This is a genomic window from Sphingobacterium sp. SYP-B4668, assembly GCF_027627455.1.
In the GTDB taxonomy this organism is placed as follows: Bacteria; Bacteroidota; Bacteroidia; order Sphingobacteriales; family Sphingobacteriaceae; genus Sphingobacterium.
On sequence record NZ_CP115483.1, the window covers coordinates 534,131 to 547,628 of the forward strand.

Here is a 13,498-nt window from a genome sequence, read left to right on the forward strand (position 1 = left end):
TCTATATATTTAGGATTGACGCTCTAATACAACTTCGCCATCAAGCATTCGAATGACACGATGTGCAAATTTGGCATCGTGGTCGCTATGTGTCACCATCACGATCGTCGTGCCAGCTTCATTGAGCTCTGTTAAGAGGTGCATCACCTCGTTACCATTGTTAGAATCCAAATTCCCCGTGGGCTCATCGGCTAATATAAGCTTGGGATTGTTGACTACTGCTCGTGCAACAGCTACACGCTGCTGTTGTCCTCCAGAAAGCTGCTGTGGAAAGTGATTTCGACGATGGGCAATCTGTACCTTTTCTAATACCTCTTCCACTCTTTTTTTTCTTTCAGCGGCAGGAACTTTAGTGTAAATCAAGGGAAGTTCAACATTTTCATAAACGGTGAGCTCATCAATCAGATTAAAGCTTTGAAAAACAAAACCTATCGTATGTTTCCGTAGTGCCGAGCGCTTGTTCTCATTGAATTTAGCAACTTCTGTATCATTGAAAAGATAACTGCCCTCTTCAAAATCGTCGATGAGGCCCAACACGTTTAGTAGGGTGGATTTGCCGCAGCCTGATGGTCCCATGATGGCGACAAACTCCCCCTCTGTGACACGGAGATGTACGTTGTTGAGCGCCAGTGTTTCGATTTCATCTGTCCGGTAAAATTTTTGAAGTTGATTTACTTTGATCATAGTCTTAGATATTTCTTCTTTTTTTAAGTAGTGCTTCTTATTTCTGTATATTGAGCTCTTGGATTTTGTCATAACTTTCATAGCTAGACGTAATGACCTTGTCTCCCGGGTCTAATCCTTTAACGACCTCGTAGTAATCTGGATTTTGACGACCCAATTGTATATCCACTCGATAAGCAGAACTTCCATCTTCGGACAGTTTGAAAATCCAATTTCCGCCCGTTTGCTGGTAAAATCCACCTCTCGGTAGCAGAATCGCTTTGGTCTCATCACTCAGAGCTAATTTGATTTGTAACGTCTGCCCTCTGCGGATTCCTTGGGGAACCTCATTCATGAATTCCATATCTACCTGAAAACGACCATTGTTTACTTGCGAATAGACCTTCTTAACACGAAGGGTGTATTGTTTGTTATTCATCGTCAAGTTGCCCAATAAGTCATTATAGATTCGGGAGATATAATGTTCGTCTACATCTGCTCGCACTTTAAATCCGGTCAATACATCGATTTGACCAAGGCGCTCACCTACATTTTTGTTTTGTCCGATTTCGGCGTCAAATGAGGTCAACTGTCCATCCACAGGCGACCGGACTACTAGATCGTCTACTTTCTTTCGCATAAGCTCCAGTGCCCGTTGTGTGCGTTCATACATCTGACGATCTTGCTTCACTTTTTGGGTTGTGGATAGCGAGTCTTGCTGCAGTATCTTTTTGGTGAGTTCCATTCTTTCTTTCTGATAATGGAAGTCATTGACCGTCTTTTGATATTCTTGTTGGCCAATAGCCTTTTCGTCATAAAGTTTCTTATTCAGTCGATACAGTCGTTCAGCTTCTTTTAAGCCATTTTCGACATCTGCAAGTTGGTTTCTATTGTTGATAGACACCTGTTGAGCATTAGTTTGCGCAATTTGGGACTGCGTCAGCAAATTAAGGACCGACGTTTCTTGATTGACCAGACTGAGCTCTTGATCCGTGTTGGACAGACGCATAATAGGGTCACCCTTTTTAAGGAATGCACCATCTTCTACATATTTTTCCTCTACTCGACCGCCTACAGATGCATCTAAGAATATACTATTGATGGGAAGCACAGAACCATTCAACGGAATGAATTCCTGGAAAGTATCTTCTTTTATCAGTTGTATGCTCAAACGTTCCGCCTTTACGTTGAGATTGCTTTTGCGTTGCATCATAGTAATGCTAAATCCAATCAAACTGATAAGAGTGATGACACCCACTATTGTCAGAATCTTCTTACTGGTCCAGGTTTTCTTTTTTAATGCTTTATCCATGTTTGCTATCCTCGTTTCTGAATTCAGGATCAACTTTTTTACAAATTTCCTATATCTCCTTAAGTAAAGGATGTGCCAGCTTTGCAAGATATTGATATTTAGTGTTTTGTATTGTTTTCTGTATTGCGGTAGTGTTCGCTATCGGTCACTTTCTGTTCGACAGCGAACAGCCATTACAAATTGCGATAATAGATCACCATGGAGTTTAGGTTATTTTTTTGCATACTTGTCACTATGTTCAATTCCTTTATACTTGAGAAATTCGCGCAAGTCGATTTTGATTTGTACTATGAGCTTGTCCGTGATGAGCATGTTATGGCCATGATTACAGAACGAGTCATTCCGCTGGAAGAAGCGAAGTCAGATTTTGAAAAAATAATACAGAATACTGCTCTTCATCCTTCCTTTGGATACTTTAAAATTATAGCCAGAGAAGATGGACGATTTGTGGGGCTGGCTAAGTTGGAGATAGAAACACCGGAAAGTTGGAACGCAGAATTGGGCTATATGCTTTTGCCAACATACTGGGGTATGGGGATTGGAAGCACTGTGGCCAGACAACTCATTGAAATAGCTAAGCTACATGTGCAGTTGCACAAGTTGACCGCAATTATTGATCCTAGCAATATTGCCTCCCGAAAAATCCTAATCAATAATGGGTTTGTATCACAGGGATTTAAGAGCTTTGATGGTCTTCCAGGGGAGGTTTTGACAATGGATATCTCGTGATACTACTGTTCGCTAGTGGACAAATACTGTTCGCTAACGAACAGTATTTGAAATAATGTAGTTTTAAGTGTCTGTTATTTAGCTTGTTGCTGGTTTGGCATCAGCTATGTGTGTAAAGCTGATACCAACATGCACTTGACTCATAGATATGAAATACTTATGTTTCCACACACGCTTTAAATACATTTATTTTTTGACCATTGTCCTTTATTTGTCTGCTCAACCTGCCGCAGGACAAGATTTGATTCAACATAGACGAAGTCTTCGTTCCTGTGTTGACTTAGCGTTAGAGCGTAATTTGGTACTGCAAAATCAGTCTTTAATAGAAGAACGTGCTGCATTAGGCTATACCCGCGCCTGGCAGGGACGATTGCCATCCTTGAATGCTAGCTTGGGACACGGTCTTAGTGAAGGTAAAAGTATAGACCCTTCTACTAACCAGTTTATAAGTAAAAGATTCACCTCGGGCAATCAAGAATTAAATACGTCTGTAGTATTGTTTGATGGTTTGGGAATGCTATACGACATTCGCCAACAGGCTAGCCACAGCGATGCAGCGCAAAAGGAGCGAGAAGGGGCTGCAATGGGTTTAAAACTGGATGTAATTCTAGCCTATATGCAGGTGTGGACCGCACAAGACATATTGACTCAAGCGACGACCAACATGTTGACCACCGCTGAACAACTGAAAAGGTCAACAACCTTACATCAACAGGGGGCAATCGCGCCGGGCGACTATTTCGATATCAAAGGGCAGTATGCTGCCGAAGCCTCAAATATCAATACTTTAAAACGGATACTCTTCGAGAGTCGTATTGCACTAGCGAGTCTAATGAATATAGCTGAACATGATTTAGGTGATCTAGAACCAGTTAATCGCCTGTTGCCAGGATTTGGAGATGTGGCTATGCAGGCCGAGCAGTTGTATCAAGCCGCCCAAATCGCTTTACCTGATTACCAAGCTTTGGAATCGAGGATAAGGGCAGCCGAGTATGGAATCAAATATGCAAAATCAGCCTATTTTCCAAGATTGACGTTCAACGCGGGGTTGAATAGCCAGTATTCAGGTACGTCAACAGATTCATATATCAAGCAAGTGGATAATAATTTAGGGAAGTATCTCTCTTTTGGGCTAAGTATCCCTATTTTTAATGGGTTTAAGGTCCGTAATCAAGTGAAAGAGGCTAAGCTTAATTATAGAAATCAAGAGATTGAAAATGAACAAAAAAAATTAGAACTTTTAAAACAGACAACTAAAACTGTGTTCGATTACAAACAATCATTTGAAAACATCCGATTGTTAAACGAGCAGGTGCAAGATTATAAAGAGTCATTTCGAATAGCTCAGGTTAGGTTTGATCAAGGGGATATCAACTCGGTGACATACATTATCTCCAAGAACAAATATGAGGAGGCCCAATCAAAGTTAACCATTGCCGAGTATCAGCTGACCTTGCAACGATATACGATGGATTACTACCAAGGGAAGTTGGGTTTTTAAAACACCTTTTAGAGATTTAATGTTATTCCTTTAGTTCTTGAATTTTAATATTTACTTTGAGGTATGAACTTGATGTAATCATCAGGCTATAAAAATTACGAAAAAGTATGGAGCATTCGGATAAATAAGCATAAAGTCAAGGAGTCTATACAAATGGATAGCAGCTTTCTTAATCAAAACAGAGAGATAAATAATTTTGGGGCATGGGAGTGAATGCTATTTATTAGAGCTCTCATTCAATAAGTGAACCGAAGGTGCCGTGAACAAGTATATTACGGCGTCCATACATTCCATAAAAAAAATAAATGAAAAAATCAACGATATTGGTTGTAGATGACGATCAGGATTTACTTACAGCTGTCCGACTTTTACTGAAACCAAAAGTCGGAGAGGTGATTGTCGAGAGCAATCCAGAAAATATCATGTCCATACTCTCCAAAAGGGAAGTGAATGCAGTGCTACTGGATATGAATTTTAAAAGTGCAGTCAATACCGGTAATGAAGGTTTATTCTGGTTGTCGAAAATTCGGAGTAGCTATCCCGTATTACCCATCATTATGATTACGGCCTACGGAGCTGTCGACCTTGCCGTCAAATCCTTGAAGAATGGCGCTTCTGATTTTATTGTCAAGCCGTGGCAGAATGAGACATTGTTGACGGGAGTCGGCGAAGTATTGTCTACACAAAAAAATAAATTCGAAAAGCAAAGTGCCAATAAACTTCAGATCTCGGATACCGAACTGTTGGGAGATTCAGAAGTAATGGAGGAGTTGCAATATAAAATTTCTAAAATAGCACCTACAGACGCCAATATCTTGATTTTAGGGGAAAACGGGACCGGAAAGGACGTTATAGCTCGAGAAATACACAAGCGATCGTTACGGGCAAAAAGTGATTATATCAAGGTAGACGTGGGCGCTCTTACAGATTCTCTGTTTGAAAGTGAGTTATTTGGATACAAAAAGGGAGCTTTTACAGACGCACGTGAAGATCGTAAGGGAAGAGTGGAGTTAGCACACAAGGGTACTCTATTCTTGGACGAAATAGGAAATATATCCCTACAGCAACAAGCTAAGTTACTAACCGTTTTACAAAATAGACAAGTGACGGCTCTTGGGAGCCACATACCCTTAGAGGTCGATATCAGATTGTTATGCGCGACGAATGTGCCCATTCGAGAGCTCTCTGACGAGAATAGATTCCGAAAAGATTTGATTTATAGGATTAATACGGTGGAAATACAAGTGCCGCCTTTACGTTCAAGAGGGAAGGATATAGGGCTACTTGCAAATTATTTTTTGACGGTATACGCGCGGAAGTACGGGAAAGCTATGGCTGGGTTCTCAGATGAATCGACAGCCAAGTTAAACGCGTATCATTTTCCTGGAAATGTTAGGGAATTACAGTATAGCATAGAACGTGCGGTCATCATGTCCGATAGTGATGAGATTATTGGAAAAGACCTCATTTTTTCACCCATCGAGCGTTCTTCTCAACCTCAACCAGTAGAGACGGATTATCAACATTTGGAAACATTGGAGCGAATCACCATTGCCAAAGTTATCGAAAAACACAATGGCAATATCAGTCGAGCTGCTCGGGAGCTAGGACTAACGCGTTCGGCATTATATAGAAGGTTAGAGAAGTATAATTTGTGATGGAGCGGTTCAAATGGTCGGTATTTTGTAGTCATTTGCTTTTGGTGGCGCTAGGAGCACTAAGCTTTTACACGTTTGATAGAGCATACTATGGTACCACGATTTTATTAGGAATGTTGATTGTAGCGCTGCTGATTATTGTCCTCAAACGTCAATTTTCCATCTACGATGTATTCATGGATTTTGTGGAATCAACTAGGCATCGAGATTTTACGCGATTTTATGTCACAAGCAAGAGAGATAAGACCAAACGTAAAATACACGAAGCTTTCAACCAAATTAATGCAACATTCAAAGAAATCAGCGTCTCTAAAGAATTGCAGTATCAATACCTCAATCAGATCGTGAATATGTTGGATACAGCCATATTTACCTACTATCCGGATAAGGATAAAGTGATCTGGATGAATGAAGCATTCCGTATATTATTTGACATCCCATATGTCGGAAAGTTCTCCTCTCTCAAGAAGCGAAATAATGAGCTTTTCGAGACTATCAGCAGTCTGAACATCGGTCAACAGCACATAGAGGCTGTCTCCTCGTCCAAGGGCAAGGTAAAGTTGTTGATGCAGTTGTCAGAGCTGCAGACACAAGAAGGACGATGTCAGATTGTGGTCTTTCAGAATGTCAATGAAGCTATTGATGAAACGGAGACTAGGGCATGGCAGAAGCTATTACGAGTGTTGACACATGAGATTATGAATTCGATAGCTCCGATCTCATCTCTGGCCGAGACCATGAGTGTACAGTTGGAGCGGAAGCAATTGACCGAAGATTTGGAAGATATACGTGTAGGGGTGGATACGATTAAAAATAGAAGCGAAGGATTGTTGAAGTTTGCAAAGAGTTATCGAACCATCAATAAAATTGATAAACCGCAATTGCAAGATATAGCGGTGTCCGAAATGTTTGAAACCATTTATCAGCTTCTTGAACCAACTTTTATTCAGAAAAATATTGAGGTGGATTTGATTTTGAAACCGACTCGGATGCGTTTGCATGCAGATGCCAACCTCATTGAACAGGTATTGATTAATCTTATCCTTAATGCTATGGAAGCAGTCAAGGACGCGCCAAGTCCTTATATCAGCATATCGGCGATAGAAAGGTCGGGACGGGTACAATTAAGTGTAACAGACAACGGTGTCGGAATGGATACCGAGTTGATGGAAAATATTTTTACGCCCTTTTTCACAACGCGTAAATCGGGAAGTGGGGTAGGTCTCACACTCAGTAAGCAAATCATGTTGATTCACCGTGGAAATATCTTGGTAGAATCTAAGCTAGGAAAGGGCAGTACCTTTTCTTTACAATTTTGACGAGGAGGATTATTCTTCCACAAAAAATAGCTCAGATGCTATATGGTCGGCAATGAGCTTTCCTTTTGAAGTCAGGTAGTAATGCTGTTTTTTTAACTCGACTTCACCAGATGAAACGAACGGAGCAATGTTTTCCACAATCTTAGTAAAGACTTCGGTACCAAAATCGGTCTTTATCTTGTCGATATCCATTCCCCAAATAGTCCGTAGAGAAGTCATAATGTATTCGTTTACTTTATTTTCTAAACTTAGGTACTCGGTCTCCAATAGGGGGGTCTTATCGAAGATACCCTTTATGTATTGGGCATTGTTAGCTATATTCCAACATCGAGTATCCCCAAAGAATGAATGCGCCGAGGGACCAATCCCCATATAGCTGTCTCCTTTCCAGTAGCTGGAATTGTGAACAGCGTAATGTCCTGCTTTGGCAAAATTTGAAATCTCATAATGATCGAAACCCACACCATTTAATTTCTCAATCAAGATTTCAAACTGGTTAGCGGATTGCGTTTCGTTCATAGCTGGAGATTTCCCATTTTTTATAAAATGATCCAATGCAGTTTGGGGCTCCACGGTCATGCTGTAAGCCGAAATATGAGGAATGTCATAGCTGCAAAGTTGGTCTATATTCTGCTTCCACTTGGTGTCTGTTAGAAGGGGATAGCCATATATCAAATCTGCCGTTATATTTTCAAAACCGGCATCTTGAACTCGCTTGATAGAAGCATCCGCTTCCGCAGCATTGTGTGCACGGTTCATCCATTGTAGGTCCTCTTCAAAAAAGGATTGGATACCAATACTGAAACGATTAACGGAGGTATTACGTAGTCCCTTTATTTTTTTGATATCGAGATCGTCAGGATTTGCCTCTAAAGTTATTTCTGCATTCGTCGCTATTTCGTAATGTTGACCCACATGATCAATCAATCGCTGGATATCGTCTGCTTCTAAGATAGAGGGAGTTCCCCCGCCAAAATAGATAGAGGATATCTGGGTAGTACCCCAATCACGTTTTCGAAACGAAAGTTCCTGTTGTAGAGCTTCTAGCATCTCACTTTTATACTTCAAAGAAGTAGAAAAGTGAAAATCACAGTAGTGACAAGCTTTTTTGCAAAATGGAATATGGAAATAGATACTGGGCATTAGCTATACTTAATTTGCACAAACTAAGATAAATTTGCTTTTATAAGCAAATTATGCGAAGTAATTAATTCTTATTGAACAAGACAAGGTGCCTTATCATTGGTCTCGTCGTTCTCGGTTTTGTGCTGGAGCATAGGTACAGTTAATAGCAACCTAAGTGGGAGTTAAGTCGAAGTTAACCTAAAGAAATTACGAATTTTAACGGACTTCTACGGATAGTTACGGACTTTTACGGATTTGAAGGGGTAAGGGATGGTCGATTAATTTTGTATATTTAGGTACGATAATATATATACCAATTTATGAAACTTCCTTATGACACGCAAGAAGAATGCGAAAAATGACACAGTAGTACATCGACTAAGTAACAATAGTAAGTCTACAGGACATGATTTTGGATATGCTAATCGTATATCTTCCAAAGTACATGCTATGTTCAAGCATATTTTTAAACAGATGCCCGATGCGAGATGTTATAAACGTTTAGTGAAGACAGTTATATCGATAATGAATTCGGATTATACAAATCCAATTGGGAAAAAAGCGATGGAGAATGGTAACATCTCACTCCTGAATGGATTCCGTCTCAATGACCGCCGTTTTTTTGAATCCATCGCAGGTTGGGAGCCTACACTCCATATCGATGTAGCCCAGAAGCAAATTGAAATTTTAGTTCCCAAAAACACAAACTGGGAATTTCCAAATGCGCCACAACGGATGAGCCATATCGTGCAACAATTCCATGTTGTGATTTTTGAAAATAAATTTGATGAATATATTGTGGTACAAACAGAGCCTCTTTTTCTCAAGAAAAGTGTCCAAAGGGATATTAGAAAAGTGAAATTTAAGCTCAATAGGCTTAATGACTGCCTTGTGATAATACTGGGACGTGCTCAATATCATTTGTATGAAAAGCAAGGCACAATGGATTTCGCTTCTCACAATCGGCTACATTTCGGGATAGATATTTTGAAAGCAATTTGGATAAAAGAGGACAAAGAAGTGTTATACGTCACCCCTCAAATTAAAACCCCAATTTTTCCATCGAGGGAAGATTCGCAAGATGTGAAATGGGAGTGATAAATTGCAATCATAAAAAAATGAGTGTGTAGCCATTTTAACCCTCTTCTAATCTATTTAAAAATGAATAGAAAGGATGTGTTTTGTTTTTGGTCGCCAATTTTTGATTAATATTCTTTCGATGAGTGGTGATTGTGAAAATGCTTCTATTGAGCTTATCTGCAATTTCTTTCGTGGAAAACCCCTGATTAAGTAGTTCAATGATTTCAATCTCTCGAGTTGTCAATTGAAAGTCAGAGGTCAGCACTTCAACAGTCGCTTTATTGAGTTGTGGCGAAAAATAATGAATTTCATTCTCACGGTATACTTTTCTGATAATTTGAATTAGCTTTTCGGCTTGTATATCTTTTGGGATGTAGGCCTCAACATTAATTTGCTTAAGCTGGTCGGCAATGGCTAAATCAAGTTTCATGGATAAAACGATGATTTTTGGGGATGACGATATAGATCGTATCTCCTTTGCTATAGAAAGTCCCGATTTGACCGGGAGTTGTAAATCCAATAATAGGATATCTGGTTTATCTTGGGCGATAGCTTCCATGATATTCAGCCCATCAGGATATGAATTGACCACTTCCATGTCCACTTCCATATTAATGATTGCAGATAAGCCTTCCGAAAAAAGTTTGTGGTCATCTACACAGGTTATGCTGATTTTTTCCATGTTATAGAGGGATTATAATATTTGTAATCAGTCCTTCGGGGGTATTGTCCATATCTAGTTTTCCGTTGTGGTATTCAACTCTAGATCGTATACTCTCAATACCCATATTCTTAATAGTATGAGGCGCTGATTTAGGGAGAATTCCTGTTCCATCATCTTCCACCTGTAGCACAAGGCTATTCTCATCTATTGATAAGGTAATCTGGACATTATTAGCTTGAGCGTGCTTGACGATATTGCTCAATAACTCTTGGACAATACGTAGGGCATTGATGGCCAAATCGGATTTGATGATGAGAGGGTTGCCAATCAACTGACAGCTGATGTGAAGATGTTGATCATATAATGACACCACACGTGATATGTTCTCAAATAGATTTTGGCCTTCCATCTGTTGAGGAGCGATATCATGGAGCAATCTTCTGAATTCATTGTTCAGACCTTGGATGTTTTCATTGATTTTAGCTTGCTCTTTTAGCTGTTCCTTTGACAAGAATAGCCGTAAGGCATTGAGCCAATTGCCTATCCCATCATGGATATCTCTCGCTATGCGTATACGTTCTTTTTCTTGTATGACAATGAGCTCCGCTGCGAGGTACTTACTCCGTTTTTCTTCTGACTTGATGTTGTCAAGCAGGTGGTCCATTTCTTTTTTATAGTTGATGGTGAAGAGTGTCATGAGATATACAATCTCGAAGCTATAGGCAAAGATGATATTTCCAGGTTCAATATATTGTTGGATTTCATAGATATTCAGCGAATTGATCATATATAATAGTACCGATAGGAAGAGAAGGCTATTACCCACTGAATAGTGAAATATATAGGGTGTCTTGCGATAGATGGAGTAGCATATATTACAAAATAGAAAAAGGGTCTGAAAGGTTAAGTAATTAATAAAGATAAATTGTATTAACTGTTGTGGAGCGGTGGGTAGAAGCGGAATGTTGTAGAGAATCAAGTAGACCGCTGTATTGGCCAATGCTATCTTTGATGATAGGGTAAGCCAACGGTCGAATTTAGGGAGAAATTCATGGTTTTTGGTGAATGTTTGGAATATCTTAGTATTAAAATAAAGTGATAACGCCAGAAAAACAAGCTTAGGAACTTTGCTCCAATAATAATATAGCGATGCTGGTATCAAATATACATCGTGCAGGTATTCTGTTAGAGAAAAACAGAGTAGGCAGAATACATAGCCAAATAAGTTGGCGTAAAATCTTTTACGAAGTATAAAATATATGAGTAGACTGAAAATGCAAGCAAAAATAAAAAAACCATAATAACGACCCAGTAGAAATGTCCGGTGTAGTTCGTACTTATAAATGTCAGCCCGGGTACTAATATCGGTAGGGAAATAGAGCGTTTGTCTGCCAAATATTTCGGTTTTTAATAGGAATGTTTTTGCCTGTTGACTCTCCAGGGGAATGTCAAATGAAATACACCTGAGAGGCTGATCTCTTTCGTTCAGTGGTGTTGTATGAGATATGCTACGCTTTTTTATAACCTTTGTACCTGTGCTGTCTAATTCATAAAGCGTAAATTTAATACCATCATTATAGAAGTTCCAAAGATAGTGTTCTCGGAGTGTAGATATATTTTGAATAGAAAGCGCAAACCAATGCGAGCATGATGTAATGCCCTTGTTGACGACATGCGCTTCTTGCATGGATTGAAACTGTCCAGAATTTAGTTTTGCAACAACCCCTTCAATACCGAGTGTGCCGTCACAATCCTGGAACTCTTTTAGGTATTTCACAATCCTAATATCATTAGGACCATCCAATTTTACCGTATCCAAACTTGCGTGTGCATATACAGAGAGGAATATCCCCAAAAATAGAAGCAATTGCTTTGCCATCGTCAATAAATGGTTGTCAAATCAAACCTTAGGTAAATACATTACGCAATGAAATAGATATTGGTAAATTGCGTTTACTATGCAATTTACGAATATCTCCTGTTAATAAATGATTGTATTAAAGCGGAAATATATCAAATAATAATTATAGTTTGAACATTACTTCTTGCAACAGATTGGTTACAGGTTGCTATGATCCTCGTTTACTTTGGTTAGAAGCTAACTATCCAGTAGTCAGTATCTTTTATTTTGATCTTTTCGAGATATGTATTAGTTGATATATATGATGTTGCAGTCTTAAAATATTGTAAGGATAATACTGCAGTAATCTTCTGTTTACAGATCAAGGATACTTTTGTGACATGAAGAGCATATCTATGAAAAAAAAACCGATCCTTTTAATTGTATTGCTGTCATTTATACAGATCGTGCACGGGCAGCAAGACAATGGGGTGATGTCCCTTGAGGAATTTCGATTCCCTAAAAAACGTAAATCTATTGTAGTTCCTAATGTGAATGGTTATCAGGTCTTGAAGTGTGATTTTCACATGCATACCGTATTTACAGATGGTCATGTATGGCCCAACGTAAGAATACAGGAAGCATGGAAAGAAGGTTTAGATGCGATATCCTTCACTGAGCACATGGAGTACAATCCTCATCATCAGGATGTGCGAGTCGATCATAATCGTTCACATGATCTTGCTGTAGAACCGGCCAAAGAACACAATATTATTTTGGTAAAAGGGACTGAAATCACAAGACAAACGCCCCCAGGACATTTTAATGCCCTTTTTATTGAGGACGCGTCAGGTTTCATAGAAAGCAATGATACTACACTTGACCAACAAGCTATCGATAAAGCTGTCGATCAAAAGGCCTTTATTTTCTGGAATCATCCTGGGTGGAAGGCCAAACAAATCAAAGGCTCTTACGAATGGATAGACTTTGTAGATAAGATGTACAGAGATAAGAAGCTACATGGTATCGAAGTTGTCAACGGTTTGGGATTTCATAAAAAAGCACTGGATTGGGCATTGGATAGGGACTTAACAATTATTGGGAATACTGATATCCACAATCTGATAGCACATGACTATGATATTGCGCGCGATGGGGTGCACCGCACGATGACTTTAGTCCTAGCCAAAGATCGGTCTGCAACAGCTATCAGGGAAGCGCTGGACGTAGGGCGTACCGTGGCGTGGTCTAGTAAGTACCTTTTCGGAAAAGAAGAGCATGTGCGCGCTATGTTTGAAGTCTGTGTATCTCTGAGTGAGGCATATCATGAAAAACCCAACAAAGGTCGAGACACAATACGATATTATGAGCTTCGCAATAATAGTGATCTTTATTTTGAATTGGAATTGACGAAAGGCAAAGGCACAAAAAAAATTACATTGTATCCGATGTCATCTCAAGTATTAACAGCCGATACAGGACAAACCTCTTTGACCTATCAACTACCTTCAACATACATACGTAGTGATAAGCACTTATCAGTTGACCTGCAATTGCGTTAATGGTATAGATACAACGGGAATTGTTAATCTTCTAGTAAAACTATC

At 39.4% G+C, this 13,498-nt stretch carries 11 protein-coding genes; 6 read left to right on the top strand and 5 right to left on the bottom strand.

Annotated elements, in window-relative coordinates; all coding sequences use genetic code 11:
* Positions 1 to 9: 9 nt before the first annotated feature.
* Positions 10 to 684: an ABC transporter ATP-binding protein gene (locus tag OQ289_RS02210; protein ID WP_270089243.1), complete on the bottom strand. Its 675-nt coding sequence runs from the start codon at positions 682 to 684 to the stop codon at positions 10 to 12.
* A 37-nt stretch (positions 685 to 721) separates the two neighbouring features.
* The gene (locus OQ289_RS02215; protein WP_270089244.1) at positions 722 to 1,975 is read right to left on the bottom strand and encodes an efflux RND transporter periplasmic adaptor subunit; all 1,254 of its coding nucleotides are present in this window, start codon (positions 1,973 to 1,975) and stop codon (positions 722 to 724) included.
* A 234-nt stretch (positions 1,976 to 2,209) separates the two neighbouring features.
* Between OQ289_RS02215 and OQ289_RS02220 the strand changes: the two genes are divergently transcribed.
* The 4 genes from OQ289_RS02220 (at position 2,210) to OQ289_RS02235 (ending at position 7,182) form a co-directional block, all read left to right on the top strand.
* On the top strand, positions 2,210 to 2,704 hold the full coding sequence (locus OQ289_RS02220) for a GNAT family N-acetyltransferase (protein WP_270089245.1): 495 nt from the start codon (positions 2,210 to 2,212) through the stop codon (positions 2,702 to 2,704).
* Positions 2,705 to 2,852: 148 nt separating this feature from the next.
* Entirely contained in the window at positions 2,853 to 4,205 is a 1,353-nt protein-coding gene (locus OQ289_RS02225) for a TolC family protein (RefSeq protein ID WP_270089246.1), read from the top strand.
* A 305-nt stretch (positions 4,206 to 4,510) separates the two neighbouring features.
* A complete protein-coding gene (locus OQ289_RS02230) occupies positions 4,511 to 5,863 on the top strand; it encodes a sigma-54-dependent transcriptional regulator (RefSeq protein WP_270089247.1) in 1,353 nt (450 codons plus the stop codon).
* Complete coding sequence (locus OQ289_RS02235) at positions 5,863 to 7,182, top strand: sensor histidine kinase (protein WP_270089248.1); 1,320 nt, start codon at positions 5,863 to 5,865, stop codon at positions 7,180 to 7,182. Before OQ289_RS02230 ends, OQ289_RS02235 begins: the two co-directional genes overlap by 1 nt.
* 9 nt (positions 7,183 to 7,191) lie before the next feature.
* On the opposite strand, the gene hemW is transcribed toward OQ289_RS02235, so the two are convergent.
* The gene (gene hemW, locus OQ289_RS02240) at positions 7,192 to 8,325 is read right to left on the bottom strand and encodes a radical SAM family heme chaperone HemW (RefSeq protein WP_270089249.1); all 1,134 of its coding nucleotides are present in this window, start codon (positions 8,323 to 8,325) and stop codon (positions 7,192 to 7,194) included.
* A 315-nt stretch (positions 8,326 to 8,640) separates the two neighbouring features.
* On the opposite strand from hemW, the gene OQ289_RS02245 reads away from it, so the two are divergent.
* Positions 8,641 to 9,405: a hypothetical protein gene (locus OQ289_RS02245; RefSeq protein WP_270089250.1), complete on the top strand. Its 765-nt coding sequence runs from the start codon at positions 8,641 to 8,643 to the stop codon at positions 9,403 to 9,405.
* Positions 9,406 to 9,442: 37 nt separating this feature from the next.
* Here OQ289_RS02245 and OQ289_RS02250 read toward each other — a convergent pair whose 3' ends face one another.
* Positions 9,443 to 10,069 (bottom strand): response regulator transcription factor, encoded by a 627-nt coding sequence (locus tag OQ289_RS02250; protein ID WP_270089251.1) that lies wholly within the window; start codon positions 10,067 to 10,069, stop codon positions 9,443 to 9,445.
* A gap of 1 nt (position 10,070) precedes the next feature.
* Entirely contained in the window at positions 10,071 to 11,930 is a 1,860-nt protein-coding gene (locus OQ289_RS02255) for a sensor histidine kinase (RefSeq protein ID WP_270089252.1), read from the bottom strand.
* Between the two features lie 377 nt (positions 11,931 to 12,307).
* Between OQ289_RS02255 and OQ289_RS02260 the strand changes: the two genes are divergently transcribed.
* On the top strand, positions 12,308 to 13,453 hold the full coding sequence (locus OQ289_RS02260; RefSeq protein WP_270089253.1) for an Sb-PDE family phosphodiesterase: 1,146 nt from the start codon (positions 12,308 to 12,310) through the stop codon (positions 13,451 to 13,453).
* The last annotated feature ends 45 nt before the right edge of the window (positions 13,454 to 13,498 follow it).

Coding starts and splice junctions, on each gene's coding strand:
- OQ289_RS02210 (WP_270089243.1), bottom strand. CDS start 684: ATGATCAAAGTAAATCAACTTCAAAAATTTTACCGGACAGATGAAATC.
- OQ289_RS02215 (WP_270089244.1), bottom strand. CDS start 1,975: ATGGATAAAGCATTAAAAAAGAAAACCTGGACCAGTAAGAAGATTCTG.
- OQ289_RS02220 (WP_270089245.1), top strand. CDS start 2,210: ATGTTCAATTCCTTTATACTTGAGAAATTCGCGCAAGTCGATTTTGAT.
- OQ289_RS02225 (WP_270089246.1), top strand. CDS start 2,853: ATGAAATACTTATGTTTCCACACACGCTTTAAATACATTTATTTTTTG.
- OQ289_RS02230 (WP_270089247.1), top strand. CDS start 4,511: ATGAAAAAATCAACGATATTGGTTGTAGATGACGATCAGGATTTACTT.
- OQ289_RS02235 (WP_270089248.1), top strand. CDS start 5,863: ATGGAGCGGTTCAAATGGTCGGTATTTTGTAGTCATTTGCTTTTGGTG.
- hemW (WP_270089249.1), bottom strand. CDS start 8,325: ATGCCCAGTATCTATTTCCATATTCCATTTTGCAAAAAAGCTTGTCAC.
- OQ289_RS02245 (WP_270089250.1), top strand. CDS start 8,641: ATGACACGCAAGAAGAATGCGAAAAATGACACAGTAGTACATCGACTA.
- OQ289_RS02250 (WP_270089251.1), bottom strand. CDS start 10,069: ATGGAAAAAATCAGCATAACCTGTGTAGATGACCACAAACTTTTTTCG.
- OQ289_RS02255 (WP_270089252.1), bottom strand. CDS start 11,930: ATGGCAAAGCAATTGCTTCTATTTTTGGGGATATTCCTCTCTGTATAT.
- OQ289_RS02260 (WP_270089253.1), top strand. CDS start 12,308: ATGAAAAAAAAACCGATCCTTTTAATTGTATTGCTGTCATTTATACAG.